Source organism: Nocardioidaceae bacterium (genome assembly GCA_018672315.1).
Lineage (GTDB): Bacteria > Actinomycetota > Actinomycetes > Propionibacteriales > Nocardioidaceae > TYQ2.
Map to the genome: position 1 here is coordinate 3,083,402 of CP076053.1, position 26,502 is coordinate 3,109,903.

The 26,502-nt window shown below is 72.5% G+C and carries 23 protein-coding genes; 15 read left to right on the top strand and 8 right to left on the bottom strand.

The window, feature by feature from the left end:
* Positions 1-18: 18 nt before the first annotated feature.
* On the bottom strand, positions 19-891 hold the full coding sequence (locus KLP28_14880) for a hypothetical protein (protein QWC84821.1): 873 nt from the start codon (positions 889-891) through the stop codon (positions 19-21).
* Complete coding sequence (locus KLP28_14885) at positions 888-1,796, bottom strand: alpha/beta hydrolase (protein QWC84822.1); 909 nt, start codon at positions 1,794-1,796, stop codon at positions 888-890. Before KLP28_14885 ends, KLP28_14880 begins: the two co-directional genes overlap by 4 nt.
* A 58-nt stretch (positions 1,797-1,854) precedes the next feature.
* On the opposite strand from KLP28_14885, the gene KLP28_14890 reads away from it, so the two are divergent.
* The 3 genes from KLP28_14890 (at position 1,855) to KLP28_14900 (ending at position 3,868) form a co-directional block, all read left to right on the top strand.
* The gene (locus KLP28_14890) at positions 1,855-2,802 is read left to right on the top strand and encodes a tetratricopeptide repeat protein (GenBank protein ID QWC84823.1); all 948 of its coding nucleotides are present in this window, start codon (positions 1,855-1,857) and stop codon (positions 2,800-2,802) included.
* 110 nt (positions 2,803-2,912) lie between these two features.
* Positions 2,913-3,302, top strand: coding sequence for a rhodanese-like domain-containing protein (locus KLP28_14895; GenBank protein ID QWC84824.1), 390 nt, complete (start codon positions 2,913-2,915; stop codon positions 3,300-3,302).
* Positions 3,299-3,868, top strand: coding sequence for a DJ-1/PfpI family protein (locus KLP28_14900; protein ID QWC84825.1), 570 nt, complete (start codon positions 3,299-3,301; stop codon positions 3,866-3,868). The genes KLP28_14895 and KLP28_14900 overlap by 4 nt, the downstream gene beginning before the upstream one ends.
* Positions 3,869-3,880: 12 nt before the next feature.
* Here KLP28_14900 and KLP28_14905 read toward each other — a convergent pair whose 3' ends face one another.
* Positions 3,881-4,651 (bottom strand): NUDIX domain-containing protein, encoded by a 771-nt coding sequence (locus tag KLP28_14905; GenBank protein ID QWC84826.1) that lies wholly within the window; start codon positions 4,649-4,651, stop codon positions 3,881-3,883.
* A 199-nt stretch (positions 4,652-4,850) separates the two neighbouring features.
* Here KLP28_14905 and KLP28_14910 point away from each other — a divergent pair, with 199 nt between their 5' ends.
* Positions 4,851-6,368, top strand: a complete 1,518-nt coding sequence (locus tag KLP28_14910) for an HNH endonuclease (protein ID QWC84827.1) — start codon at positions 4,851-4,853, stop codon at positions 6,366-6,368.
* Between the two features lie 4 nt (positions 6,369-6,372).
* Here KLP28_14910 and KLP28_14915 read toward each other — a convergent pair whose 3' ends face one another.
* From KLP28_14915 to KLP28_14925, 3 genes are read right to left on the bottom strand one after another with little or no spacing between them, the layout of a single operon-like run.
* Positions 6,373-6,981 carry a GrpB family protein gene (locus KLP28_14915; GenBank protein QWC84828.1) on the bottom strand — a complete coding sequence of 203 codons (609 nt, stop codon included), beginning with the start codon at positions 6,979-6,981 and terminating at the stop codon, positions 6,373-6,375.
* Between the two features lie 13 nt (positions 6,982-6,994).
* The gene (gene glgB / locus KLP28_14920) at positions 6,995-10,531 is read right to left on the bottom strand and encodes a 1,4-alpha-glucan branching protein GlgB (protein QWC84829.1); all 3,537 of its coding nucleotides are present in this window, start codon (positions 10,529-10,531) and stop codon (positions 6,995-6,997) included.
* Positions 10,528-12,570, bottom strand: a complete 2,043-nt coding sequence (locus tag KLP28_14925; GenBank protein QWC84830.1) for an alpha-1,4-glucan--maltose-1-phosphate maltosyltransferase — start codon at positions 12,568-12,570, stop codon at positions 10,528-10,530. Before KLP28_14925 ends, glgB begins: the two co-directional genes overlap by 4 nt.
* An 85-nt stretch (positions 12,571-12,655) precedes the next feature.
* Between KLP28_14925 and glgP the strand changes: the two genes are divergently transcribed.
* Positions 12,656-15,229 (top strand): alpha-glucan family phosphorylase, encoded by a 2,574-nt coding sequence (glgP, locus tag KLP28_14930; GenBank protein ID QWC84831.1) that lies wholly within the window; start codon positions 12,656-12,658, stop codon positions 15,227-15,229.
* Entirely contained in the window at positions 15,229-15,636 is a 408-nt protein-coding gene (locus KLP28_14935; GenBank protein QWC84832.1) for a pilus assembly protein CpaE, read from the top strand. Before glgP ends, KLP28_14935 begins: the two co-directional genes overlap by 1 nt.
* 21 nt (positions 15,637-15,657) lie before the next feature.
* Here KLP28_14935 and glgX read toward each other — a convergent pair whose 3' ends face one another.
* The gene (gene glgX / locus KLP28_14940; GenBank protein QWC84833.1) at positions 15,658-17,874 is read right to left on the bottom strand and encodes a glycogen debranching protein GlgX; all 2,217 of its coding nucleotides are present in this window, start codon (positions 17,872-17,874) and stop codon (positions 15,658-15,660) included.
* A 70-nt stretch (positions 17,875-17,944) separates the two neighbouring features.
* Here glgX and KLP28_14945 point away from each other — a divergent pair, with 70 nt between their 5' ends.
* The 6 genes from KLP28_14945 (at position 17,945) to KLP28_14970 (ending at position 22,644) form a co-directional block, all read left to right on the top strand.
* Entirely contained in the window at positions 17,945-18,724 is a 780-nt protein-coding gene (locus tag KLP28_14945) for an enoyl-CoA hydratase/isomerase family protein (protein ID QWC84834.1), read from the top strand.
* Between the two features lie 140 nt (positions 18,725-18,864).
* The gene (locus tag KLP28_14950; GenBank protein QWC87010.1) at positions 18,865-19,170 is read left to right on the top strand and encodes a hypothetical protein; all 306 of its coding nucleotides are present in this window, start codon (positions 18,865-18,867) and stop codon (positions 19,168-19,170) included.
* 127 nt (positions 19,171-19,297) lie between these two features.
* A complete protein-coding gene (locus KLP28_14955) occupies positions 19,298-20,086 on the top strand; it encodes an electron transfer flavoprotein subunit beta/FixA family protein (GenBank protein ID QWC84835.1) in 789 nt (262 codons plus the stop codon).
* Positions 20,087-20,097: 11 nt separating this feature from the next.
* Positions 20,098-21,051: an electron transfer flavoprotein subunit alpha/FixB family protein gene (locus KLP28_14960; protein QWC84836.1), complete on the top strand. Its 954-nt coding sequence runs from the start codon at positions 20,098-20,100 to the stop codon at positions 21,049-21,051.
* Between the two features lie 109 nt (positions 21,052-21,160).
* Positions 21,161-22,153 carry an endonuclease/exonuclease/phosphatase family protein gene (locus tag KLP28_14965; protein ID QWC84837.1) on the top strand — a complete coding sequence of 331 codons (993 nt, stop codon included), beginning with the start codon at positions 21,161-21,163 and terminating at the stop codon, positions 22,151-22,153.
* A gap of 32 nt (positions 22,154-22,185) precedes the next feature.
* Positions 22,186-22,644: a hypothetical protein gene (locus KLP28_14970; protein ID QWC84838.1), complete on the top strand. Its 459-nt coding sequence runs from the start codon at positions 22,186-22,188 to the stop codon at positions 22,642-22,644.
* Positions 22,645-22,671: 27 nt separating this feature from the next.
* Here the strand turns inward: KLP28_14970 and KLP28_14975 are convergent, their stop codons facing one another.
* Positions 22,672-23,073 (bottom strand): GntR family transcriptional regulator, encoded by a 402-nt coding sequence (locus KLP28_14975; protein ID QWC84839.1) that lies wholly within the window; start codon positions 23,071-23,073, stop codon positions 22,672-22,674.
* Between KLP28_14975 and KLP28_14980 the strand changes: the two genes are divergently transcribed.
* Genes KLP28_14980 through KLP28_14990 form a run of 3 tightly spaced genes read left to right on the top strand, consistent with a single transcriptional unit; the run spans position 23,072 to position 26,399 of the window.
* The gene (locus KLP28_14980; GenBank protein ID QWC84840.1) at positions 23,072-24,244 is read left to right on the top strand and encodes a cysteine desulfurase; all 1,173 of its coding nucleotides are present in this window, start codon (positions 23,072-23,074) and stop codon (positions 24,242-24,244) included. The genes KLP28_14975 and KLP28_14980 overlap by 2 nt on opposite strands.
* Positions 24,244-25,362 (top strand): tRNA 2-thiouridine(34) synthase MnmA, encoded by a 1,119-nt coding sequence (gene mnmA, locus KLP28_14985; GenBank protein QWC84841.1) that lies wholly within the window; start codon positions 24,244-24,246, stop codon positions 25,360-25,362. Before KLP28_14980 ends, mnmA begins: the two co-directional genes overlap by 1 nt.
* On the top strand, positions 25,359-26,399 hold the full coding sequence (locus KLP28_14990; protein QWC84842.1) for a methionine synthase: 1,041 nt from the start codon (positions 25,359-25,361) through the stop codon (positions 26,397-26,399). The genes mnmA and KLP28_14990 overlap by 4 nt, the downstream gene beginning before the upstream one ends.
* Positions 26,400-26,502: the final 103 nt, after the last annotated feature.

The following is a 26,502-nucleotide window of genomic DNA, read 5'->3' on the forward strand; positions in this document are numbered from 1 at the left end:
GCCGGCCGAGCAGATCTCTCAGCCGGCCGCCTCGGGCTTCGCGGCGGCCGACAGCGGGGCCAGCACGGACCGGAGCATGGCGGCCTCGTCGTCGGTGAGGCTCTCGTAGGCCGTCGAGGCGCGGCGGTCCGTGACGGCCTCGAGCTCCTCGATGAGCACCGCGCCCATCTGGGTCGCCTTGCCCGCCTCGTCGAGCACGCCCTGGTCGCGGAGCGAGTCCTGGCGCAGGGCCCACTCCTCGTCGGTGAAGTCGCGCAGGGCGGCGTACATGCCCGGCTCGGTGCGGCCGCGTCGTGCCGCGGCGAGCACGTGGCTCTCGCGCCCGCTGACGCCCAGGGTCAGCAGCGCCGCGACGTGACCGTCACCGCGGTGCTCACGCAGCGAGGTGACGGCCTGCCACAGCCGGCCCAGCAGGTCCGCCTCGGCGGGGGCCGGCGCCGAGCGCTGCGCGGCGAACAGCACGCGGCCCTCCGACGGCGCCGCGTCGGCGCAACGCTCCAGCACGGTCACGACCGGCTCGAGCACCGCCGCGTCGTCGGCGCCCGGTGACCGGTCGGTGATCGCGCGCCGCAGCGCCGCGGTCGCGCCGGTGAGCCGGGCGGCCATCGCCTCCTCCGGCGTGGCGAAGGTCCACGCGTCGGGGAGGGCACGGCGTACGCGGTCGGGTGCGAAGTTGTAGAAGGTCGCCTCCACCACGGCGGGCCCGACGGCTCCCAACGGCGCGGCACGCGCGGCGAAGTAGCCCATCCAGTAGCCCTTGAAGCCGCAGGCGGCGATGGCGTCACGGGACTCGGGGGAGAAGTAGCTGACGGTGTGGATCGGCTCCATCAACCGGTGCAGGTCACGGGCGAGCGTCGAGAGCTCGTCGGGTTCGTCCATCGTCGCGGTCATCGGGCGAGCCTAGGCCCGGCACCGGTCAGCGCGGCGGCGACGGCGTCGGCCAGTCGCTGCATCTCGCGCTCGGCCTGCCGCTGGTCGCCCGGGTCGAGGAAGTAGTGGTCGGCGCGCGGCACCACGTGGTGGTCGACCGCGACGCCTGCGTCGACGAGCCGGGCGGCGTACGCGTCACCCTCCCTGCGCAGCAGGTCGCGCTCGGCGGTGACGACGACGGCCGGGGGCAGACCGGCCAGGTCGTCGGCGCGCAGCGGCGAGGCGTACGGCTCCGCGCGACGTGACGCGTCGCGGAAGTAGGTGCCGCGCACGAGGGCGAGGATCTCCGGGCCGAGCATCGGGCGCCCCACCGGCTGCTTGTCGACGTAGTCCTCGGCCACGTCCAGGGACGGGACGCCGAGCACCTGCAGGAGGGGGAGCGGTGTTCCGGCGTCCCGGGCCTGCAGGCACAGCGAGGCGGCGAGGTTGCCGCCGGCGCTGAAGCCGCCGACGGCGAGCCGGTCGGGAGCTAGCCCGAGCTCGGCTCCGTGGCCGGTGAGCCAGGCGTACACGTCGTGGCACTCCTCGTGCGCCTGCGGGTAGCGCGCCTGCGGCGCGGCCGTGTAGTCGACGTTGACGACGGCGACACCAGCCCGGACGGCGACGAAACGGCAGAAGAAGTCGTCCATGCCGGGGTGCCGCATGACGAACGCGCCGCCGTGGTGGTGCACGTACGCGGGCCTCGGGTGCTCGCGGGTGCCGGCTTCGTAGATCAGCACCGGGACCTTGCCGTGCCGGGTCGGCACCCGGTGACGCCGTGGCTTGGCGAGGTCGCCTCCGGCCAACTGCAGCTCGTCGCCGTACCGCACGGTCATCGGAGCGAGCTTGCCCATGACCCAGGCGTGGGCGTCGTGACGGAGGCTCATGCGCCCAGGTTCGCAGCCGGGTGGAGGTCGGCTGGGGCTGTCGGCCAGGATGGGTGTCATGTCGCAGCAGCCCTTCATGCGCCCCGGAGCCGTCGACCTGTCCGCCCTGAAGCGTCCCGCGACGCCGCCGCCCGGTAGCGGGGGCCGTGCCGGCGGGGGTGCGGGGCAGGGCGGTTCGTACGCCACGGAGGTCACGGAGCAGAACTTCCAGGCGCTGGTGGAGAGCTCGATGACCGCGCCGGTCGTGCTGGCGTTCCACTCGCCGTCGCAGTCTCCGGCGAGCACGCAGCTCGCCGACGACGTGGCCGCGGTGGCCGAGGAGTTCGACGGCCGCCTGGTCGTCGGACGTGTCGACGTCGACGCGGTGCCGTCGATCGCGCAGGCGATGCAGATCCCGTCGGTGCCGCTCGTGGTGATGGTGCTCCAGGGGCGTCCGATGCCGCTGCTGCAGGACCCCGTGCCGATGGCCGAGCTGCGCACCGCCTTCAGCCAGGTGCTCGACCAGATCGCCTCGCAGGGCATGACGGGTCGCCACCAGCCCTTCGGGGACGCCGCTCCGGCCGCGGACGACAGTGACGAAGAGGGACCCACGACCGACCCGCGCTACCTGCCCGCGCAGGAGGCGCTCGAGCGCAACGACCTCGACACCGCGGTCGCGGAGTACGAGAAGCTCCTGGCCGACAGCCCTGCCGACGCCGAGGCCGTGGCCGGCCTGGCGATGGCGCGGGTGCTGCAGCGCACGGCCGACGCCGACCTCAACGCGGCGCGCGAGGCCGCTGCGGCGAACCCGGACGACATCGACGCCCAGACCCTGGTCGCCGACCTCGACCTGCTCGGCGGCCACGTCGAGGACGCCTTCGCGCGCCTCATCGGTCTGGTCGCCCGCACGAGCGACAAGGAGCGCGACCAGGTGCGCGAGCACCTGGTCGGGCTGTTCAACGCGGTGGGCAACGACGACCCCCGCGTACGCAACGGGCGCATGAAGCTGGCCTCGACCCTCTTCTGACCCGCCAGGCTGACCCGACCGGCCACGGGACGGACGGGTGGCCGGATGTCGATGGTCGATGGCATCCGGGCCTCTGGTCGGCGGCGGCCGGCGTGCTCCAGGCTGTGCTCATGACCGACTGGGAGCACCCCGCCGACGCGGCGACCGCCGCCGGGTACTTCTCCGCCCGCCTGGCGTGCGAGACCGACTGCGCCGACGTCGCCGTCGCGCGGGCCGACCCGGACCTCGGGGGGCGGCTCGTGGTCATCGACGCGCGATCCGCCGACGCGTACGCGGCCGGGCACCTGCCCGGGGCTGTGCGTCTTCCCGAGCCCACGGTCGAGAGCCTTGCCGCGTTCGGCGACGACGCGTTGCTGGTCACCTACTGCTGGGGACCGCACTGCAACGGGGCGACCAAGCTGGCCTCTCGGATCGCCGCGCTCGGGTTCGGCGTCCGCGAGATGCTCGGCGGTGTCTGGGGCTGGCAGCAGGAGGGCTTCGAGCTGGAGACGCAGTCGTGAGGGTTGGTCTGCTCGTCTTCGAAGGGTGCGACGCGATGGACGTCGTCGGGCCGTACGAGGTGCTCATCACGGCGAACCGTCTGTGCGAGCGTGGGGGACTCGACCCGTTGGCCGAGGTGTTGGTCGTCGGGGAGCCGGTGCGGGCGTACGGAGGTCTCGGCCTCGTGCCGACCACCGATGTCGAGGACGCAGGACCGCTCGATGTGCTGATCGTTCCCGGAGCGATCGACATCGAGGCCGCCTCGCCCGACGAGGCGCTGCGACGACTGGCGGGGAGCGGCACGGTGCTCGCGTCGGTGTGCACGGGTGCGTTCTTCCTGCGGCGCACGGGGCTGGCCGGCGATGCCGTGCTGACGACGCACTGGGAGGACGTCGGCCTCCTCCGGGAGACCGGAGCGCAGGTGCGCGACGACGTGCGATGGACCGATGACGGCGCGGTCGTGAGCTCCGGGGGGATCAGCTCGGGCATCGCCATGGCGCTCCACCTGGTCGAGCGCTTCGGTGACCGGCCGCTCGCTGAGGCCACGGCGCGGCAGATCGACTACGTGTGGACCGAGCAACGCTGAGGCTCGTGGGCCTCAGGAACCGCCACCCTCGACGTACGCGACTCCCTCGCCGCGAGCCGTCGCGAGCGCCGAGGCGACCCGCGCGGCCGTGATCGGGGAGCAGCGGGCCGCCACCTCGGCGGCGTCGAGGAACGCGACGCCGGCGATCTCGCGCCCGTCCTCCTCCACCCGGTCGAGCACGGAGACGTCGTGGACGCCGCCGTCGAAGACGAGGCAGAGCGCGTCGTCCCACCCGGACCAGGCGGGCAGCCAGTCCGTCAGGAGCAGCCGACCCGGCTCGATCGTGAGGGAGAGTTCCTCGCTGACCTCGCGACCCACCGCGACCTGTGGCGACTCCCCGACCTCGACGACGCCGCCGGGGAGGTCCCAGTCCTTCTTGTACGTCAGCTGGCACACCAGCACGCGGTTCTCGGTGTCGCGGATCAGCGTCTGCGCGATTGCCCGCTTGCGCGGCAGGAAGGAGTTGAGCAGCGCACGGAAGCCCTCGGGCTCACTGGCCGGCACGTCGTCGATCAGCCGGGCGAAGACGAGACGGTCGGCCGGGCCCTGCTCGGTCGTGGCGACGCCGCGCAGGAGGCCTTCCTTGCGCATGCCCGACCACGTGACGACCCGGTGGGCGTGGGCGTCGGCTGGATCGATGTGGACCTCGACGCGGTGGTGGTCGGTCAGCGCCCTCTCGATCTCGGCGTCGAGCGCGGTGACGGCGGGGGAGAAGCCGGAGGGGAGGTCGTCCCACGCGATCCTGGCGACGCCGGGGGAGACGGTGACGTGGCGTACGGGCACCTCGACACGGTAGCCGGGGACGGGTCAGGCCCCGGAGGTCGTGGGCGGGTGACCGTCCAGCCAGCCATGTGCGCGGTGTGCCGGGTCCTGGCGGAGTCGACGAAGCTCAACTCGGCGATCGGGTGTCACGTCCCACATCGTGAAATCTGGGGGCGTTGGCGGGGCGGAAGTGTCGGTGGTCGTCCCTAGCGTTGTGCTCGTGATCGATTCCCTGCCCGTTCCTGAGACGCCGCGCCTGCTGGTCGCGGCGCTGCAGGCCGTGCAGGTCCAGCAGGCCGGTGTCGAGCTGCGCCGCGCGCAGCTGGTGCTGGCCTGGGCGGATGCGCACCCCGGGGACCACCTCGTGCCCGACGGCACCGCGCCGATCGCGTGGCACGGTGAGCCCGACAACGAGGCCGGCGCGGGTGCGGGTCCGGTGCTGGGCGGTGAACGAGCGGTGCAGCCGGGCGGGGCAGGTACCCCTCTGGTCGCTGAGTTCGCGCTCGCTGAACTGGGCGCGACGTTGGGGCTGTCGGTCGCGAGCACCCGCCGGCTGGTCGGTGACCTCCTCGAGCTCCGTCACCGGCTCCGCGGCTGCTGGGCACGTGTCGAGGACCTCCAGGTCCCGCTGTGGCGGGTCCGCCGCGTCGCCCAAGCCACCCTGGACCTGCACCCCGAGGTCGCCGCCGCGGTCGACGCCCAGATCGCCGACCGGGTCCACACCCTCGGGCCCGCAGCCCTCGACCAGGTCGTGACACGCACCCGCCACCGACTCCACCCCGAGCAGGCCCAGGCGCTGCTGGACCGTTCAGCCCAGACCCGCGGGGTGCGGGTCTTCCTCGGCGACGGCACCCACACCCTCACCGCAGACGTCGCAGCGACCCTGGACCACCTCGACGCCCTCGACCTCGAACGCGCCGTGGCCGCCGGCGCCGCCGCACTCGCCGCGGGCGGGTGCACCGAGTCCCTCGACGTCCGCCGCGCCCAAGCCCTCGGTGCACTGGCCCGCGGCGACCAGATGCGCCTGGACGAGTCCGCCGTCCAGGAGACCGACACTGCACGCGTGGTGGAGTTGCCGCGCGCGTCGCGTGAGGTCGTGCTCCACGTCCACCTCTCCCACGCAGCACTCAGCCCAGCCCGAGCAGCCAGGACCTCAGATGGCACGCGCGGGGAGTCGGCGTGGCTCGAGCAAGGCCCCCTGCGGCAGGCCCCGGTCGAGCTGGTGCGGCAGTGGTGCGGTGCTGCGTCCACCACACGCATCACCCTGCGGCCGGTGCTCGACCCGGATGCTGAGCTCACCAGCGACGGGTACGAGCCGTCGACCCGGTTGGCCGAGCAGATCATCATCCGTGACGCCGGGTGCGTGTTCCCCGACTGCACCCGCCCGGCCCGGTCCTGCGACCTGGACCACCTGCACCCCTATGCGGCCGGCGGGCAGACGAGCTCAGCGAACCTCGCGCCGCTGTGCCGGTTCCACCACCGCCTCAAGACCCACGGCGGGTGGGCCTACGCCCGCACCGGGCCCGGTGCCTATGAGTGGACCTCACCGCACCGCCAACGATTCCTCGTCACCACCCGCCCCGGAGGACCACCGCAGACCAGACGCCTCGCCGGGCTCCCCGGCGGCCGCGACGGACCCGCCACCATCCGCATCGACCCACCACCCCCACCAGCCCTGCCAGCCGAGCACGTCCCCGTACATGCACCGGCACGAGAGCTGGAACCTGCATCCTTCTGAGGACTCAACCGTCCTGCTCGGCGTCACGCCACGCCCGCACGAGCGGCTCGACACGATCGAAGTACGTCGTCTTCGCGCGCGTGTAGTCGTCGTAGTCGGGGCGCCCCGCATTCGCTGCCATGAGCTCCTGCTTGACGGCGGCGTACGCGTCGCGTTCTGCAGGATGTGCCCGGAGCCAGTCCCGGAACGCGACGGCCCAGCAGGCCCACGGGGAGTCGGCGCGGCGTACGTGCAGGATGACCGCGCCCGCGACCATCGGGTCCCCGCGCGTCCACAGCGACTTGCGCCAGACCTCGGCGGGCGCTGCGACGTCCCATCGCGGCACGTCACTGCTCACGCCGGGGGAGTCCGGTCGAGCACCCGGCTCGCGGACGAAGCCCAGCGGAGCGAGCACGTCCGCCAGGGCAGCATCGGAGGGCAACGGGAGCACGGCGACCTGCAGGTCGATGAACGGCTTGGCGGGCAGGCCCGGCACCGACGTCGACCCGATGTGGTCGACGGCCGCCACGTCGCAGGAGTCCGGCAGCCCAGCCATCGCGGCCCGCACGTCGGTGACGAGCTCGGCCCCGCGATCAGCCCAGTGCGGGTCGTACGCCTCGACGCCGGCGACCACGGGGTCCTCCCGCTCAGCTCTCGCGGACGAACCAGAGCGCTCCCAGGGGAGGGAGCGACACGGACGCGTGCGCCGGCTGGCCCGCGTACGGGCTGTCGCTCGCCACGACACGGCCCAGGTTGCCGACCCCGGAGCCGCCGTACACCTGGGCGTCGCTGTTGAGCAGCTCGGTCCACGTGCCCGCCGCAGGCAGCGGCAGCCGGAAGTCGTGGTGCGGAACCGCCGAGAAGTTCACGACGCACACGAGCTCCTCACCGTCCCGGCCGCGGCGGGCGTACGCCAGCACGTTGTGCTCCGCGTCATCGGCCAGCAGCCAGCTGAAGCCCTCGTGGGAGTCGTCGCGCGACCACAGGGCGGGACGCGCGGCATAGACACGGTTCAGGTCCCGCACCAGCGACTGCACGCCGGCGTGCTGCGGGTCCTCCAGCAGACCCCAGTCGAGCTCGCGGTGCTCGGCCCACTCCGAGTCCTGCGCGAACTCCGAGCCCATGAAGACCAGCTGCTTGCCCGGGTGGGTCCACATGTAGGCCAGGAACGACCTGACGCCGGCCAGCTGCTTCCACCGGTCACCCGGCATCTTGCGCAGCAGCGACCCCTTGCCGTGCACGACCTCGTCGTGGCTGATCGGCAGCACGTAGTGCTCGCTCCAGGCGTACACCAGGGAGAACGTCAGCCCCCCGTGGTGGTGGGAGCGGTACAGCGGGTCCTTCGCGACGTACTCCAGGGAGTCGTGCATCCACCCCATGTTCCACTTGAAGTCGAAGCCGAGCCCACCCTCGGTCGTCGGCTTCGTGACGCCGGGCCAGGAGGTCGACTCCTCGGCGACCGTGACGACACCCGGCACCCGCTTCGCGACCGTCGCGGTCATCTCCTGCAGCAGCTGCACGGCCTCGAGGTTCTCCCGCCCGCCGTGCTGGTTGGGCTGCCACTGGCCGGGCTCGCGGGAGTAGTCGAGGTAGAGCATCGAGGCGACGGCGTCCACCCGCAGCCCGTCGACGTGGAACTCCTCGGCCCAGTAGAGCGCGTTGGCGACGAGGAAGTTGCGCACCTCGCGGCGCCCGAAGTCGAAGACGTACGTGCCCCAGTCCGGGTGCTCGCCGCGCAGCGGGTTGGGGTCCTCGTAGAGGGGTCCGCCGTCGAAGCGGGCGAGCGCGAACTCGTCCTTCGGGAAGTGCGCCGGCACCCAGTCGACGAGCACACCGACACCCGCCCGGTGCAGGGCGTCGACGAGCGTACGGAAGCCGTCGGGGTCGCCGAGTCGGGACGTCGGTGCGTAGTAGCCCGTCACCTGGTAGCCCCACGACCCGCCGAACGGGTGCTCCATGACCGGCATGAACTCCACGTGCGTGAACCCCATGTCGGTGACGTAGGCCGTGAGCTCCTCGGCGAGCTCGACGTAGGACCTGCCGCGCCGCCACGACGGCAGGTGCACCTCGTAGACGCTCATCGGCCTCTCCTGCACCCGACCCTCGGCGCGGGCGGACATCCACGCCTCGTCGCCCCAGGTGAAGGAGGAGTCGAACACGACCGACGCCGTCGCCGGGGGCACCTCCGCGTAGGCGGCCATCGGGTCGGCCTTCTCCCGCCAGTCACCGTCGCGACCGAGCACGGAGTACTTGTACGCCGTGCCCGATCCCACGCCCGGCACGAAGATCTCCCACACGCCGGAGGTGCCCAGCTGTCGCATCGGGTGCTCGCGACCGTCCCAGGAGTTGAAGTCGCCGCGCACGCGGACGCCCCGGGCGCCCGGCGCCCACACCGCGAAGGAGGTGCCGGTGACGGCCGGCCCGCCCATGCCGTCGTAGGTGCGCACCCGCGCGCCGAGGACTGTCCACAGCTGCTCGTGGCGGCCCTCGTTGAACAGGTGCAGGTCGGTCTCGCTGACCGTGGGCAGGAAGCGGTAGGCGTCGTCGTACGCGCTCGGTGCGGAGCCGGGCCAGGTCACCTCGAGGCGGTAGTCCGGCACCTCGGGCGTCGGCAGGACCCCCGCCCACACGCCTTCGTGCTCGTGCGCCAGCTCGACGCGCGTCGCGTCGTCGCCCCCGCCGAGCACGGCCACCACCGACTCGGCGAGCGGCTTCAGCACCCGCAGCGTGGTGCCGGTGCCGTCGGGGTGCGGATGGGGCCCCAGCACGGCGTGCGGATCGCCGTGCTCACCGGCGACGAGCTGCTCGAGCACCCCGTGGTCGACCGGCAGGGGAGTGGTGGGGGTCTGGTCGGAGCTGGTCACGGCGGTCGCCTCCTGGGTGTCGCCGAAGAGCCGGTGCAGGGCACCGAGCGGGATGCCGACCCAGTCGGGTCGGTTGCGGGTCTCGTACACGACCTCGTAGACGGCCTTGTCGGCCTCGTACGCGCGCAGCTGGACACGCTGCGCCGGGCTGAGGGCGGCGAGGGGGTCGCGACCGTCGTCCACGCCGAGGTAGCCGGCGAGGAACGCCTGCTGCTGCCCCCGTCGCCATGTCGCCGCGTCGTCGGTCAGACCGGCCACCTGCGCGGCGTAGTCGAAGGAGCGCATCATGCCCGCGACGTCACGCCAGACCGAGTCAGGCGCCTGCCGCTCCGCGAGCGTCTTGGCGGGTTCGCCCTCGAAGTCCACGACCTTCCAGCCGGCGTCGGTCACGAGCGTCTGACCCAGGTGCAGGTCACCGTGGATGCGCTGCCGGTCGAAGTCGGCGGGGGTCAACGCGCCGAGCGCCGCGTACGCCTCCCGGAGTCGCGGCCCGAGCGCCGCGAGCGTCGGGGCCATGTCGACGGCTGCGTCGAGCCGTCGTGCCATCTGTGCGGCGACCGACGCGGCGGTCACCGACGCGTCCTGCACCGGCAGCGTCGCGGCAAGATGCGTGTGGATGTCCCGGATGGCGCTGCCGAGGTCGCGCGTACGCCTCACCTCGTCGCGTCCCTGCTCAGCGTCGGCAACGGTGGTCTCCCACCCGTCGCGGGCCTCGACGATGAGCTCCTGGAGCATCGCCAGCTCGGTGCCGTCGGCACGCATGACGCCGTAGAGGGCGCCGACGTGCGGCTCCCCGGCCGCGGTCAGCGCGGCGTGGATCTCGATGTCGGGGTTGGAGCCCTGCGTCACCTTGCGGAAGATCTTCAGCAGCGCCTGCTCGCCGTATCGCAGCGAGGAGTTCGACTGCTCGCCGGAGAACAGCTCGGCCCTCGTCTCGCTGAGGCCGACCGCCTGCTCGTCCGCGGTGATCTGAAGACCCGCGGACGAGAGCCGTTCGCGGAACGCCCGCACCCACGCGGCGTGGGCGAGCGGGTCGTGCACGGCGTCGTACATCCAGGAGCCGGCGGGGTGGTCGACGAGCGCGTGCTCGAGGTGCGGCTGCTCCGTGCCGTACACGGTGAGCGGCAGGTGGTAGGTCTCCTGGTCGCCGCCGACGTAGTGGACCTCCACGAGGTCGTGCACCAGCCGGCAGCCCGCGACACCGGTCGGCACCTCGCCCCTCCGATCGACCGACGTGTGGCCGACATGGCGGCCCTTGCCGCCGAACCAGCGGGCGGCGAGCACGTAGTCCTCGAGGTGTGCGTCGAAGCGCTGCCTCACAGCGCACGCACGCTGAGGATGTGCGCGACGTCGGCGTGGGGGTCCAGGCGTACGTAGTTGTGCTCGCCCCACAGGTACGTCGCGCCGGTCAGCTCGTCGCGCACCTCGAGCCGCGGCTCGGAGCCCGGGGCGACGCCGAGGGCCGCGGTGTCGAGGTGGACCGTGGTCTCGTGGGGATGGTCGGGGTCGAGGTTCACCACGACGAGCACGGTGTCGCGCCCGGGCGCGCCGTCGTGCGCCGTCGTGCCCGGCACCCACGTGGTCTTCGAGAAGACCAGCACCTGGTCGTCGTCGGACCGGTGCACGGTGACGTTGCGCAGCTGCTGCAACGCCGGGTGGTCGCGCCGGATCCGGTTGAGCCGCGTGATCAGCGGCGCGATGGTGGTGCCCTCCTTGTCGTGGCGGGCCCAGTCGCGGATGCGGACCTGGAACTTCTCCGAGTCCAGGTACTCCTCCTTGCCCGGCGCCAGCGCGAGGTGCTCGCCGATCTCGAAGCCGGCGTACACACCCCAGGCCGGTGAGCCCGTCGCGGCGAGCACGGCGCGGATCGCGAAGATCGCCAGACCGCCGCGCTGCAGGTGGAACGGGAGGATGTCCGGGGTGTTGGTGAAGAAGTTCGGTCGCATCTGGGCCGCGGTGTCGTGGCTGACCTCGAGCAGGTACTCGGCCAGCTCCTCCTTGCCGACCCGCCAGGTGAAGTAGCAGTTGGACTGGTGGAAGCCGACCTTGCCGAGCCCCTGCATCATCGACGGCCGCGTGAAGGCCTCGCTCAGGAACAGCACGTCGGGGTCGGTGGCCCGGATGCGTCCGAGCAGCTCGTGCCAGAAGCCGACCGGCTTGGTGTGCGGGTTGTCGACCCGGAAGATCCGGACGCCCCGGCTCATCCACAGTCGCAGGATGCGCTCGACCTCGTCGGTGATGCCCACGGGGTCGTCGTCGAAGTGCACCGGGTAGATGTCCTGGTACTTCTTCGGCGGGTTCTCGGCGTACGCGATGGAGCCGTCTGCGCGGTGGCGGAACCACTCGGGGTGCTCGGTGACCCACGGGTGGTCGGGGGCGGCCTGCAGGGCGATGTCGAGCGCGACCTCGACACCGAGCTCGCGGGCGCGGGCCACGAAGGCCTCGAAGTCGGCCTCGTCGCCGAGGTCGGGGTGGATCGCGTCGTGCCCGCCGTGCCGCGAGCCGATGGCCCAGGGCGACCCAACGTCGTCGGGGCCCGGGTCGAGCGTGTTGTTGCGGCCCTTGCGGTTGACCTCGCCGATCGGGTGGATCGGGGGGAGGTAGAGCACGTCGAAGCCCATCGCGGCGACGGCGTCGAGCCGCTTCGCCGCGGTCGCGAAGGTGCCCTGGGTGATCGACCCGTCCTCGTGCTCGACGGCACCCTCGGAGCGGGGGAAGAACTCGTACCAGCTGGAGAAGAGCGCCTCGCGGCGGTCGCAGAAGACGGGAAACGGTCCCGTCGTCGTCAGCAGGTCGCGCAACGGGAAGCAGGCGAACAGCTCGCGCACCTCGGCGCTGGTCGAGGCAGCCAGCCGTGCCTCGTCGGGGCGCCGACGGTCGGTGAGGGCGGTGAGCGCACCGCGCAGCACGTGCTCGGCGTCTCCGCTCACCGCGTGCTCGGACAGCACCCGCTCGACCAGCAGCGACCCCTCGAGGAAGACCAGCTCCACGTCGACACCGGCCGGCACCTTCACCTCGGCGTGGTGCAGCCAGGTGGCCAGGGGGTCGTCCCAGGACTCGATCTCGTACGTCCACGCGCCGACCGCGTCGCAGGCGACCGTCGTGGCCCAACGGTCGGGCTCCGGGCTGGACCGCTGCATCCGCACCGGGGCGCGGCGTACGCCTTCGGGGTCGGTCAGGACGACGTCGGCGCAGTGCTCGTCGTGACCCTCGCGGAAGACCAGTGCGGTGACCTCGAAGGGTTCGCCGACGGCGGCCTTGACCGGGAACGCCCCGCCCTCGACGAGCGGCGTGACGTCCATGACCGGGATGCGCCCGACCGGCGCCCGACCCTGCTGATCCACCGACTGAGCCACCATGCAATCCACCTTCCCGGTCCCCGGGGCCGCATGCAACTCATGGCGCGCATGTTCTTTGATCGATCAAAGACGGTAGCGTCGCTGCGTGCGCGCCATCCGTCGACTGACCGTCCGCCCCGTCCTGCCCGCGGCCCTCGCCGGGCTCGAGGAACTGGTGTCCAACCTCCGCTGGAGCTGGCACCCGCCGACGCAGGACCTCTTCGCCGCCATCGACCCCGAGCTCTGGGAGTCCGTCGGGCACGACCCCGTCGGACTGCTGGGAGCGGTCGACCCGTCACGGCTCGAGGAGCTCGCCGGCGACGACGCGTACGTGGCCCGCGTGGCCGAGACCCACGCCGGGCTGCAGGACTACCTGACCTCCGACCGCTGGTACCAGACCCAGGTCGAGGACGGGCCCGCCTCCATCGCCTACTTCAGCCCCGAGTTCGGCATCACCGCCGTGCTGCCGCAGTACTCCGGCGGCCTCGGCATCCTGGCCGGGGACCACCTCAAGACGGCTTCGGACATGGGCATCCCGATCATCGGCGTCGGTCTGCTGTACCGCCACGGCTACTTCAGCCAGTCGCTCTCCGCCGAGGGGTGGCAGCAGGAGCGCTACCCCGTGCTCGACCCCGACGGCCTGCCCATCAAGATCCTCCGTGAGGACGACGGCCGCCCCGCGCGCATCACGATCGGGCTGCCGGGCGACCAGCAGATGGTCGCCCAGATCTGGTACGCCGAGGTCGGCCGCGTGCCCCTGTTGATGCTCGACACGATGGTGGAGGAGAACATCGACGCGTCCATCCGGGAGGTCACCGACCGCCTCTACGGCGGCTCCACCGAGCACCGGCTGCGCCAGGAGGTGCTGCTCGGCGTGGGTGGCGTACGCGCCCTGCGCACCTGGTCGCGACTGACCGGGGCGCCTGCCCCCGAGGTGTTCCACACCAACGAGGGCCACGCGGGCTTCCTCGGTCTCGAGCGCATCCGCGAGCTCACCGCCGGCGAGGGTGGACCCGGGCTGGACTTCGACACCGCGCTCGAGGTGAACCGGGCAGGCACGGTCTTCACCACGCACACCCCGGTGCCGGCCGGCATCGACCGGTTCCCGCGAGACCTCGTCGCGCAGTACTTCTCCCACGGTGCCGTGCTCGACGGCGTGCCCACCGACCGGATCCTCGCGCTCGGCAGCGAGGACTACGACGGAGGCGATCCCGGGGTGCACAACATGGCCGTCATGGGCTTCCGCCTCGCCCAGCGTGCCAACGGCGTCTCGCAGCTGCACGGCGAGGTCTCCCGCGGCATGTTCCACGGGCTGTGGCCCGCCTTCGACGAGGCCGAGGTGCCGATCAGCTCGATCACCAACGGCGTGCACGGACCGACCTGGATCGCCCGCGAGGTCATCGAGATGGCCGCCGGGCTCGGGGGCGACGTGGAGACCGACCCGCAGGTCTTCGACATGGTCGACGACGTGCCCCCGGCCGAGATCTGGGCGCTGAAGCGCACGCTGCGCCAGCGGTTCGTCGAGGACGCGCGCAAGCGGCTGGCCGCCTCGCAGGTGCAGCGCGGCGCCACCCCGGCCCAGCTCGGGTGGGTCGAGGAGGCGCTCGACCCCGACGTGCTGACGATCGGGTTCGCGCGACGGGTGCCGTCGTACAAGCGGCTCACCCTGATGCTGCGCGACCCCGAGCGGCTCAAGAGGCTGCTGCTGCACCCCGAGCGGCCGATCCAGCTGGTCATCGCGGGCAAGTCCCACCCGGCCGACGAGGGCGGCAAGCGGCTGATCCAGCAGATCGTGCGGTTCGCCGACGACCCCGAGGTGCGGCACCGCATCGTGTTCCTGCCGGACTACGACATCGCCATGGCGCAGCCGATGTACCCGGGCTGCGACGTGTGGCTCAACAACCCGCTCCGCCCGTACGAGGCCTGTGGCACCTCGGGGATGAAGGCCGCCCTCAACGGCGGCCTGAACCTCTCGATCCTCGACGGCTGGTGGGACGAGTGGTACGACGGCGGCAACGGTTGGGCGATCCCCTCGGCCGACGGCCTGCCCGACCCCGACCAGCGCGACGACCTCGAGGCCACGGCGCTGTACGACCTGCTCGAGCACGAGGTCGCGGCCCGCTTCTACGACGTCGACGCCGACGGGGTGCCCCCGCGCTGGATCGAGATGGTGCGGCACACCCTGACCTCCCTGGGCCCCAAGGTGCTCTCGACGCGCATGCTGCGCGACTACACCCGCGAGCTGTACGGCCCCGCCGCCGCTGCTGCGCACCGCGTGAACTCCGACTACGAGGGCGCGCGCGAGCTCGCCGCCTGGAAGGGGCGCGTCCGCGAGGGCTGGGACGGTGTCCGCGTCGAGCACATCGAGGCCGACGGGGCCACCGACGCGCAGATGGGCGGCCGCATCGGGCTCACGGCCTTCGTCGCCCTCGGTGCACTCTCACCGGAGGACGTGCGCGTGGAGGTCGTCTCCGGCCGCACGACCAGCGACGACACCCTCTCCGAGACCGAGACCCAGCTGCTCGAGGTCGAGGAGAGCTACGAGGGCGGACGGCACCGCTTCGCCGGCACCCTCGTCCTGCAGCGGGCGGGCTCCCTCGGCTACACCGTGCGCGTCGTGCCCCGGCACGCCGGGCTGGCGAGCCACGCCGAGCTCGGCAAGGTGGCGTACGCCGGCTGATGTCCGAGGTCGACCTGGCCGTCCGGCTCAAGCGAGCCGGGCTCCGCTGGACACCGGCGAACGGCGACCGGTTCCACGTCCCGGACCGTGACCTCGACGACGAGGTGTTCGTGATCAGCGACCTCGTGGTGGAGGTGCGGGACCTCCCGACCGGTCGGCTGCTGGCCTTCAACGGCACGACGGAGTGGGCGCTGGACTCGATCGAGGCGGACGAGGTCGTGTGGCTGCCTCGTGAGGACCAGCTGCGGCGACTGCTGAGCGGGGCGTTCGTGAGCCTCGAGGCGGTGCCGCACGGGTTCGTCGTGACCGTGCGCGGACCCGACGGTACGCCGGTGCGGCACGTCGACCTCGCGGCGGAGACCGCGTTGGCCCGGGCCGTGCTTGCGACGCTGCCCCAGGGACGCTGAGCGGCGTCCCGGACTAGTCGGTCAGTGGGCGCGGACGAGCACCAGGGAGCGCGCCTCGACACCGACCGGTGAGCCCGCGGTGAAGGTGTCGCCCACGGCGATCCTCGGATCCGTCGACAGCACGACCTCGCCGCCGGAGAACCAGGGCTGCTCGGGTGCGGTGAACTCGATGTCCTCGGGCTGGGCGTTCAGCACCAGCAGGAACGAGTCGTCGTGCAGCTGCTCCCCTCGGGGGCCCGGGGCCCGCAGGGGGTCACCCGAGACGAACATGCCGAAGGCGTGCAGCCCGTCGTCGAACCAGTCCGCGTCGCCCATCTCGCGTCCCGCCGGGTGCAGCCACACGAGGTCCTTGGGTCCGCCCTCGATGGTGGGCTCCCCGGAGAAGTGGTGCCGCTGGCGCAGGGCGGGGTGGTCGCTGCGCAGACGAAGCGCCGTGCGCACGGTCTCGTACACGTCGAGCCAGGCGTCGTCGGGTCGCCAGTCGACCCAGGAGATCTCGTTGTCCTGGCAGTAGGCGTTGTTGTTGCCGCCCTGCGTACGCCCCCGCTCGTCGCCCGCGGTGAGCATCGGGACACCGGAGCTCAGGGCCAGGGTGACCAGCATGTTCGCCGCCTGACGACGGCGTAGGGCGTCGATGGCCGGGTCGTCGGTCGGTCCCTCGACGCCGTGGTTCCACGAGCGGTTGTTGTCGGTGCCGTCGCGGTTGTCCTCGCCGTTGGCCTCGTTGTGCTTGTCGTTGTACGACACGAGGTCGCGCATCGTGAAGCCGTCGTGGGCGGTGAGGAAGTTGATCGAGGTGTACGGGCTCCGGCCGTCGTCGGCGTACATGTCGCTGGACCCCGCCAGCCGTGAGGCCACCTCCCGGACGCCGTCGGTCGCGGCCCGCCAGAAGTCACGCATCGTGTCGCGGTAGCGGTCGTTCCACTCCGTCCACGGCGGCGGGAACTGGCCGACCTGCCACCCCTCCATCGAGGCGTCCCACGGCTCGGCGATCAGCTTCACGTGACGCAGCACCGGGTCCTGGCGGATGGTCGTCAGGAAGGCCGAGCGCATGTCGACCTCGTGACCCGTGCGCGCCAGCGCCGAGGCGAGGTCGAACCGGAACCCGTCGACGTGCATCTCGGTGACCCAGTAGCGCAGCGAGTCCAGGATCAGCCGCAGCGCGGAGTCGTCGTCGGTGTCGACGGTGTTGCCGCAGCCCGTGACGTCCCAGTAGTGGTCGGCCTCCGCCCCGCGCGGCTGGGGACCCTTGCGCCGCTTCGTCTGCTTGTCGGGCTCGGCAGCGGGGGCGGCGCGGCGGTAGAAGCCCGCGTCGTCGAGGCCGCGGAAGCTCAGGGACGGGCCGAGCGAGCCGCCCTCGGCCGTGTGGTTGTAGACCACGTCGAGGATCACCTCGATGCCCGCGGCGTGGAAGTCCTTGACCATCTGCTTGAACTCGGTGACCTGCTCCCCGCCGTCACCGGAAGCGGCGTACGGGCCGTGCGGGGCGAAGTAGCCCAGCGTGTTGTAGCCCCAGTAGTTGCGCACCCCGCGCTCGACCAGGCCGGGCTCGGAGGCGAACTGCTGCACCGGCAGCAGCTCCACCGCGGTCACCCCGAGGTCGCCCAAGTAGTCGAGCACCCAGGGCGTCGCCAGCCCGGCGTAGGTGCCGCGGTGCTCCTCGGGCACCCGGTCGTGGAGCTTCGTGAAGCCCTTGACGTGCAGCTCGTAGACGACCGTGTCCCGCAGCCGCGTACGCAGCGGCGCGTCGTCACCCCAGTCGAACTCGTCGTGGACCACCACACCCCGCGGCACGTACGGCGCGGAGTCGATCTCGCTGCGAACGTCCGGGTCGGCCGGGTCGTGGGGGAGGAGCGCCCCGTCGGGGGCGTCGGCGGCGATGCCGCCGCACACGGCTCGCGCGTACGGGTCGAGCAGCAGCTTCGCGGGGTTGTGCTTCATGCCGTGGGCGGGATCCCACGGCCCGTCGACACGGAAGCCGTAGCGCTGGCCGACCGGCAGGTCCGGCACGGCGCCGTGCCAGATGCCCAGCGTGGTCTCGGTGAGCTCGAGCCGCATCTCCTCGCCGTCGGCCGCGGGGCCGTCGAAGAGGCACAGCCAGACCCGCGTCGCGTTGGGCGCGTGCACCGCGAAGTTGGTCGAGACGGGCGACCACGTGGCTCCGAGCTGCTGGTGGCGCCCCGGCCACACCGGCGCGGTCTCCTCGCGCGAGGTCCAGGTCCAGCGATGGTGGGTCACCGGCCCATCATCCCGGTCGGCTGGTTAGCGTGAGCACCCGCACCGATCCCGACCGCACAGGAGCAGCCGCATGGGTGAGTTCGTCAGCCTCGAGGTGACCGACGGGGTCGGCACGATCCGTCTCGACCGTCCCAAGATGAACGCGATCAGCGTCGCCGTGCAGGACGAGCTCGCCGCCGTCGCGGCCGAGGCGACCGCACGCGACGACGTACGCGCCGTCGTGCTCACCGGCGGCGACCGCGTCTTCGCCGCCGGCAACGACGTGGTCGAGATGAAGGACATGAGCCACGCCGACATGGTCAAGCGCTCGGCGCCCCTCCAGCAGGCGGTCACCGCGATCGCGCAGATCCCCAAGCCCGTCGTCGCCGCCGTGGCCGGGTACGCCCTCGGCGGCGGGTGCGAGCTCGCGCTGGCGGCGGACGTGCGCTTCGGGACGCCGAAGACCGTGATGGGGCAGCCCGAGGTGCTGCTCGGCATCATCCCCGGGGCCGGAGGCACCCAGCGGCTCGCACGCTTGGTCGGCCCGGCCAAGGCCAAGGACATCATCTTCACCGGACGCTTCGTCGACGCCGAGGAGGCACTCGCGATCGGTCTGCTCGACCGTGTCGTGCAGCCCGAGCAGCTGGCGGAGGAGGCCCGCGCGTGGGCCGCGCAGTTCTCCGACGCAGCGGCCCTGGCCCTGCGCGCGGCCAAGGAGAGCGTCGACCGCGGCCTGGAGACCGACCTCGGCACCGGCCTGGAGATCGAGCGCCAGCAGTTCGCCGCGCTGTTCGCCACCGACGACCGGCGCGCGGGCATGACATCCTTCGTCGAGAACGGTCCCGGCAAGGCGACGTTCAGCGGACGCTGAGCCGGGAAGAAGACCGGTCTGACCGCCCTTCTTCCCCGGCGGCACGTGAGCAGAGGAGCGAGACCATGGCGGACGGCAAGCGCGCCGGCAAGACGAGGTCGGAGAAGTTCGGCGCCGGACTCGGCAAGGCCGCCGAGGGCATGAACGAGGCGCGGCGCCGGGTGGCGCCGCTCGTGTGGATCGTCTTCGCCGTGCTGGCGCTCGTGCTGATCGCCGGGGCGCTGCTGATCGCGCTCGGCGACAACGTGAACCGCCAGAACGGCGGGGTCCAGTTCATCATCGACACCGCCGCCAACCTCGACCTCGGCATCTTCAGCCGCGACGACGGCATCTTCACCTTCAACGGCGAGAACGCCGAGGCCAAGTCGGCCCTGGTGAACTGGGGCATCGCAGCGATCGTCTACCTCGTCGTCGGCAAGCTGCTGCAGCGCATCGTGCAGCCCTGAGTCCGACAGGCGTGTGACGCTTCGCACCGGCGTCACCCCTCACCGGGGGTCGGTGCGCCGGGGTAGCCTCGGAAACGATCTCAACGCGCTGGATCTCCCAACTCAGTAGGAGGGCCGAGAGGCTGTCATGAACATTGTCGTGTGTGTGAAGTACGTCCCGGACGCCACCGCGGACCGCAAGTTCGACTCCGACGGCACCGTCGACCGCGAGGGTGTCGACGGCCTGCTGTCCGAGCTCGACGAGTACGGCGTCGAGCAGGCGCTGCAGCTGAAGGAGAAGCTCGGCGACGACTCCGAGGTGACCGCGCTCTGCATCGGTCCCGAGCAGGCCGTGGACGCCGTCCGCAAGGCCCTGCAGATGGGGTGCGACAAGGGCATCCACGTCTCCGACGAGGCCATCGCCGGCTCCGACTACCTCGGCACCAGCCTGGTGCTCGCCGAGGCCGTCAAGAAGATCGGCGACGCCGACGTCGTCATGTGCGGCATGGCCTCCACCGACGGTGGCGGCTCGGTTGTGCCCGCGATGCTCGCCGAGCGGCTCGACCTGCCGCAGATCACCTGGGCGGCCGTCGTCGAGCAGCAGGACGGCACGTTCCGCGCCAAGCGCGACGGTGACACCGCCACCGAGGTCATCGAGGGTGCCGCACCGCTCGTCGTGTCCGTGACCGACCAGTCCGGCGAGGCGCGCTACCCGTCCTTCAAGGGCATCATGGCGGCGAAGAAGAAGCCGATCGAGACCTGGAGCCTCTCCGACCTCGGCGTCGACGCCGAGATGGTCGGCCTGTCCGCCGCCTGGTCCGCCGTCGAGGACACCGAGGCCCGGCCGCCGCGTACCGCCGGCGAGATCGTGACCGACGAGGAGGGCTCGGGGGCCACCAAGCTCACCGAGTTCCTCGCCTCGAAGAAGTTCATCTGAGGAGCACTGACATGAGTGAAGTTCTCGTCCTCGTCGACCACATCGAGGGTGCTGTCCGCAAGCCCACCAACGAGCTGCTGACCATCGCGCGTCGGCTCGGCTCCCCGTCCGCGGTCTACGTCGGTCCTGCCGACAAGCTCGATGCTGCCGCCGAGACCCTGAAGAAGTTCGGCGCCGAGAAGATCTACGTCGTCGACGACTCCGCCACCAAGGGGTTCCTCGTGGCCCCCAAGGCCGAGGTGCTCAAGCAGATCGCCGGCGACGCCGACCCGGCGGCGATCCTGCTCGTGTCCACCGCCGAGGGCAAAGAGATCGCCGGACGTCTCGCCGTGAAGCTGGAGTCCGGTCTCATCACCGACGCCGTCGACGTGCAGGAGGGACCGGTCACCACCCAGTCGGTCTTCGCCGGCAACTACACGGTGCAGGCCAAGGTCACCAAGGGCACGCCGATCATCACGGTGAAGCCGAACTCCGCCGCCCCGGAGGAGTCCGCCGGGGCCGGTGAGCAGGTGACCGTCGACTTCGCACCGTCCGACGCCGCGAAGAAGACGAAGATCGTCGCCTCCGAGCCGCGCAAGTCCTCCGGTCGCCCCGAGCTGACCGAGGCCGCGATCGTCGTCTCCGGCGGCCGTGGCACCGGCGGAGACTTCTCGCCCGTCGAAGGCTTCGCGGACTCCCTCGGGGCGGCCGTGGGCGCCTCGCGCGCCGCGGTCGACTCCGGCTGGATGCCCCACGCGTTCCAGGTCGGGCAGACCGGCAAGGTCGTCTCCCCGCAGCTGTACGTCGCGAACGGCATCTCCGGCGCGATCCAGCACCGGGCGGGCATGCAGACCTCGAAGACGATCATCGCCGTCAACAAGGACGAGGAGGCGCCGATCTTCGAGCTCGTCGACTTCGGCGTCGTCGGCGACCTCTTCGACGTGCTGCCCGCGGCCACCGAGAAGATCAACGCCAACAAGGGCTGACGCGTACGCGTCACCGCTCCGCGCGACGGGGTCCTGCCGAGGAGGCAGGGCCCCGTCGTCGTCTCGTCAGCGCCGTCCCCGGTGGTGTCGTCCCGGCTAGGGTCGCCGGGTGAGGAGGGCACAGCTGGTCGCGCTCGTCCTGCTCGCCGGCGTCGGGGTCGCCGCCGCGACCACCACGCTCGCGCGTCTCACAGGAGCCACGGCGTACGTGCCGACCCTCCTGGTCAGCTTCACCCCGTACGCCGTGCTCGCGTACGCGGCCCTGGCGCTCGTCGCGACGTACGCGCTGTCGCGACCGTCCGCCCGGCTGCCAGGGCTCGCCCTGGGAGCGGTCGCGCTGCTCGGTCTCGCACTGCACGTGACCTGGGTGCTGCCGTCGTTCGTGTCCACCGTGGCCACCGACCAGCAGGCGCGTGACGGCACGGCCGTGCGGGTCCTGACCGCCAACCTCCGCAAGGGGCAGGCGGACCCGGAGGCCCTGCGCCGTCTGGTGCGCGAGGTGGACCCGGACATCCTCGTGCTGCAGGAGGTCTGGGAGCCGGTGCGGTCCTCCCTGGAGGACATCGTCCCGACGTACCTGCCGCGGGTGGCCGGCTCCGGATACCGCGTGGACACGCAGATCTTCTCCCGGTACGCCTCTCCGGGGGCCGAGGAGCTGGGTCTCACGCTCGCCGGGTGGCGCACGGAGCTCGACGTCGGCGGACAGGTCGTCGAGACGTTCGGCGTCCACCCCTTCAGCCCCGCCCTCGACGCGGAGGCCTGGCGTGCCGACCACGCGGCGCTCGCCGAGGCGGCCGCCGCGACCGAGGGTCCCGCCCTGGTCATCGGCGACCTCAACGCCACCCTGGACCACCCACCGCTGCGCACCCTGGGCGCCGCCGGCTTCCGCGACGCCGCGGAGGCATCGGGGTCGGGCTGGCAGCCGACCTTCCCGGCGGTCTCGTGGCTGCCCCCGCTCATCACCATCGACCACGTGCTGGTGCGGGGCGACTGGCTGGTGCAGGGCACCGCCACCCATCGCGTCGCGGGCACCGACCACCTCGCCCTGAGCGTGGACCTGGTGCTGAGGGATGACTCACGCGCGGGCGGATCGCGGGACTGATTGGCTGCAGGGGGTCCGGGAATGAGTCGTGCATGGCTGAATCACAGATCTCCGCATCCCGCCTCATCGACAAGAACGTGGCAGACGTCTTCGAGGTGCTCACGCTCCCCGCGAACCACGTCGCGCTCGACGGGTCCGGCTACGTCCGCAGCGTGGACCAGGGCGACCGCATCACCGAGCGCGGCCAGACCTTCCGCATGAACATGGAGGGCCCGCACGTGGGCGGGGAGTACCAGACCGACAACCACGTCACCGGCTACGACAAGGACAAGCTCCTCGCCTGGCAGACCGCCCCGGCCGACACGGACCCGCCCGGCTGGGAGTGGATCTGGACGCTCGAGGAGGACGGCCCCGACCGCACCCAGGTGACCGTGACCTACGACTGGAGCAAGGTCACCGACCAGGACCTGCTCGACAAGGTCTCCTTCCCGCTGGTGCCGCAGGAGGGTCTCGAGGAGAGCCTCAACCGTCTCGCGTCCCAGGCCGCCTGAGCGACCGGCAGACAACCACCCGCCCGGTCATCCGCGCAGCGCCCGCCAGGCCTGCTGCAGCAACCGCACCGCCTCGGCCTCCTCCAGGCCGAGGCGGTGCTGCGTCCGGGCGTACGCCACCGCCGCCGCGCGAGCGGCCTGCTCGGTCCCCTCGCCCCGGACGAACGTGCCGGCCCGGCCGCGGGTCTCGACCACCCCGCGGGCCTCGAGCTCCTTGACGGCGCGGGCCACGGTGCCGGCTGCGAGCCCCTCACGCTCGGCCCAGGTGCGCACCGGCGGCAACCTGTCGCCGGCGCTCAGCTCACCGGAGGCGACCTGCGCCTGCACGGCGGCGACGAGGCGGGCGTACGGGGGAGTCTCGCTGCTCACCGCCCCGAGCCTGCCACGGCGTGGACCTGCCGGGGTGCTGCGTAGGGTGGAGGCCGTCATGTCGGCCTATCTCGATCACGCCGCCACCTCGCCGGTACGCCCCGAGGTGGCCGATGTCGTCGCGCGTCACCTCGGCGACGTCGGCAACGCCGCCTCGCTGCACGGCTCCGGCAGGCGGGCGCGCCGGATCGTGGAGGAGTCCCGGGAGCTGATCGCGCACCACGTCGGTGCCCGACCCGGGGAGGTCGTCTTCACCTCCGGCGGCACCGAGGCCGACAACCTCGCCCTGAAGGGCGCCTGGTGGGCCACGCGTCACGCCGCCCCGGCGCCGCGCCGGGTGCTGGTCTCCGCGGTCGAGCACCACGCCGTGCTGGATCCTGCGTCCTGGCTCGAGCGCTGCGAGGGAGCTCTCGTCGAGCCGCTTCCGGTCGACCGCGACGGTGTCGTCGACGAGGCGGCGTTCGCCGAGGCGGTCGCGGGGGGCGGCGTCGCCGCGGCGAGCGTCATGTGGGCCAACAACGAGGTCGGCGCCGTGCAGCCCGTCGCCCGGTTGGCCTCCCTCGCGCGCCGGCACGGGGTCGGTCTGCACAGTGACGCCGTGCAGGCGCTGGCCCACCTGCCCGTCGACTTCACCGCCTCCGGGCTGGACGCCATGACGCTCAGCGCCCACAAGGTGGGTGGGCCGCACGGGGTGGGTGCGCTCGTCGTACGCCGCGAGGCCCACCTGTCCCCGCTGCTGCACGGCGGCGGCCAGGAGCGCGACCTGCGGTCGGGCACCGTGCCCGTGCCGCTCGTCGCCGGCTTCGCCGCGGCGGTCGAGGCTGCCGTGACCACGCGCGAGCTGGAGTCCGCACGACTCGCAACGCTCCGCGACGACCTCGTGTCCGGCGTACGCGCCCAGGTGCCCGACGTCGTCCTCAACGCCGAGGGTGCACCGCGGCTGCCGGGCGTCGCCCACCTGTCGTTCCCCGGCTGCGAGGGCGACAGCCTGCTGATGCTGCTGGACGCCGCCGGGGTCGAGTGCTCCACGGGTTCCGCCTGCTCGGCCGGTGTGCCCGAGGCGTCCCACGTGCTCCTGGCCATGGGGCGTACGGAGGCGGAGGCGCGGTCGGGGCTGCGGTTCTCCCTCGGTCACACGAGCACCGCCGCCGACGTGGCAGCCCTGGCCGGCGCCATCGGTGCAGCCGTCGAGCGCGGGCGCGCCGCCGGGTCGCTGCGGCAGGTCGGCTGATGCGCGTCGTCGCCGCGATGTCCGGCGGGGTCGACTCCGCCGTGGCTGCCGCCCGCCTGGTCGACGCGGGCCACGACGTCACCGGGGTGCACCTGGCGCTGAACCGCAACCCGGCCTCGTACCGGTCGGGGGCGCGCGGCTGCTGCACCATCGAGGACTCGAACGACGCGCGCCGCGCTGCGGACGTGCTGGGCATCCCGTTCTACGTCTGGGACCTCTCGGAGAGGTTCCACACCGACGTGGTCGAGGACTTCCTCGACGAGTACGCAGCCGGACGTACGCCCAACCCGTGCCTGCGCTGCAACGAGAAGATCAAGTTCGCAGCCCTGCTCGACAAGGCGCTCGCGCTCGGCTTCGACGCCGTGGCGACGGGTCATTACGCACGGGTCGACACCGTCGACGACGGGACCGGCGGCACGGTGCCCGAGCTGCACCGCTCCCCGGACCCCCGCAAGGACCAGTCGTACGTGCTCGGCGTGCTCGACGCCGCCCAACTGCGCCACGCGGTCTTCCCCCTCGGCACCGCAGCCGACAAGCCGGCTGTCCGTGCCGAGGCCCACGCACGCGGCCTGCTCGTCGCCGACAAGCCGGACTCCCACGACGTCTGCTTCATCGGGGACGGCGACACCTCGGGGTGGCTGGCGGCCCGCCTCGCGGAACGCGACCTGCCCCACGGCGGCGACGTCGTCGACCACGCCACCGGTGAGACGCTGGGCACCCACGAGGGCAGCTACGGCTTCACGGTCGGTCAACGGCGTGGACTGCGCATCGGTCGTCCGGCGCCCGACGGGAAGCCCCGCTACGTGCTCGACATCGAGCCGGTCTCGGGGACGGTGACCGTGGGACCGCGCGAGGCGCTGGCGGTGGACCGCATCGCGGCATCGCGGCCCGTCTGGTGCGGGCGCCCCGCGGGGGAGGCCCTCGAGGGCAGCGTGCAGCTGCGGGCTCACGGCTCCGAGCACCGCGCCCGCGTCGAGATCGACGGCGACGCCGTCACCGTGACGCTGCACGACCCGGCCGAGGGCGTCGCGCCCGGCCAGGCCGTCGTGTTCTACGACGGCACCCGGGTCGTCGGGTCCGCGACGATCGAGTCCACGACGCGGGTCGGTGCGGCATGACGCGCGCGACCGGGGTGGGCTCGGTGCCCGGGCCCGGCACGGCCGACCCGGCGGAGGCCTTCCGTGAGGCGGTGCGCCGCACCTCCGAGGCGTACGCGCCGCTCGCGCACCTGCCCGAGATGCCCGGACGTGGCGTCGGCGCGGAGATGGTCGGCCGCACGCTCGGGCTCATCGACGAGCTCGGCGCGGACGTGCAGCCGGCGGGCTGGCGCCTGACGGAGGCCAGCGGGCAGAGCGGCCGGGACCAGCGGCGTGCCCGGTCCCTGCTCGACCACGACCTCGACATCCTCGAGGAGGAGGCCGGGGGCTCCGGTGGCTACGGCTCGACCGGCGACGACCTGAAGATCCAGGTGGCCGGCCCGTGGACCCTCGCCGCGAGCGTCGAGAAGCCGCGTGGCGACCGGGTGCTCGGGGACCACGGCGCCCGGCGCGAGCTGGCCGAGGCCCTGGCGGAAGCGGTCACGAGGCACGTGGCGGACGTGCAGCGACGGGTCCCCGGGGCGCGCGTGGTGCTGCAGGTGGACGAGCCGGCGCTGCCCGCGGTCATGGCGGCGCGCATCCCGACCGCGTCGGGCTTCGGCAAGCACCGCCGCGTCGACCCGCCCGTCGCCTCGGCGCTCCTGGAGACCGTGCTCGGCGCGGCCCGGGGCGCCGGTGCCGTCCCGGTGGTGCACTGCTGTGCGGCCTCGCCGCCCACGGGACTGCTCGCCGGAGCCGGCGCCGCCGGGATCTCCGTCGACCTCGGGGTGCTGACGACGGCCGCGTACGACCCGCTCGCCGAGCGTTTCGACGCCGGCGATCTCGTGCTGCTCGGGGTCGCCCCCTCGACGGGACCCGCGACGGGCGAGCCCGCGGGGGACAGCGCCGTGCTCAACCGCGTACGCCGGCTGCTCGACATGCTCGGCCTCGACCCGGCCGAGGTCGGCGAGCAATTGGTGCTCACGCCCGCGTGCGGCCTGGCGGGTGCGCACCCGGCGTACGCGCGGCACGTCATGGCGCAGCTGCCGCGCGTGGCAAGGCAGCTCGACGAGGCCTGAGGGGTCGGGTCGCCAGCCGAGCGAGGGTGCCCGGGAGCCTCGGGTCGAATCCGTTCGTCTGGACCGTTCTGAGCGTGCGACCCGCCAGAAACGTGAGGTTACT

Coding starts and splice junctions, on each gene's coding strand:
- KLP28_14885 (QWC84822.1), bottom strand. CDS start 1,796: ATGAGCCTCCGTCACGACGCCCACGCCTGGGTCATGGGCAAGCTCGCT.
- KLP28_14935 (QWC84832.1), top strand. CDS start 15,229: ATGTCCGAGGTCGACCTGGCCGTCCGGCTCAAGCGAGCCGGGCTCCGC.
- KLP28_14960 (QWC84836.1), top strand. CDS start 20,098: ATGAGTGAAGTTCTCGTCCTCGTCGACCACATCGAGGGTGCTGTCCGC.
- KLP28_14975 (QWC84839.1), bottom strand. CDS start 23,073: ATGACGGCCTCCACCCTACGCAGCACCCCGGCAGGTCCACGCCGTGGC.
- KLP28_14890 (QWC84823.1), top strand. CDS start 1,855: ATGTCGCAGCAGCCCTTCATGCGCCCCGGAGCCGTCGACCTGTCCGCC.
- KLP28_14895 (QWC84824.1), top strand. CDS start 2,913: ATGACCGACTGGGAGCACCCCGCCGACGCGGCGACCGCCGCCGGGTAC.
- KLP28_14970 (QWC84838.1), top strand. CDS start 22,186: ATGGCTGAATCACAGATCTCCGCATCCCGCCTCATCGACAAGAACGTG.
- KLP28_14980 (QWC84840.1), top strand. CDS start 23,072: ATGTCGGCCTATCTCGATCACGCCGCCACCTCGCCGGTACGCCCCGAG.
- KLP28_14945 (QWC84834.1), top strand. CDS start 17,945: ATGGGTGAGTTCGTCAGCCTCGAGGTGACCGACGGGGTCGGCACGATC.
- KLP28_14880 (QWC84821.1), bottom strand. CDS start 891: ATGACCGCGACGATGGACGAACCCGACGAGCTCTCGACGCTCGCCCGT.
- KLP28_14955 (QWC84835.1), top strand. CDS start 19,298: ATGAACATTGTCGTGTGTGTGAAGTACGTCCCGGACGCCACCGCGGAC.
- KLP28_14950 (QWC87010.1), top strand. CDS start 18,865: ATGAACGAGGCGCGGCGCCGGGTGGCGCCGCTCGTGTGGATCGTCTTC.
- KLP28_14990 (QWC84842.1), top strand. CDS start 25,359: ATGACGCGCGCGACCGGGGTGGGCTCGGTGCCCGGGCCCGGCACGGCC.
- mnmA (QWC84841.1), top strand. CDS start 24,244: ATGCGCGTCGTCGCCGCGATGTCCGGCGGGGTCGACTCCGCCGTGGCT.
- KLP28_14925 (QWC84830.1), bottom strand. CDS start 12,570: ATGGTGGCTCAGTCGGTGGATCAGCAGGGTCGGGCGCCGGTCGGGCGC.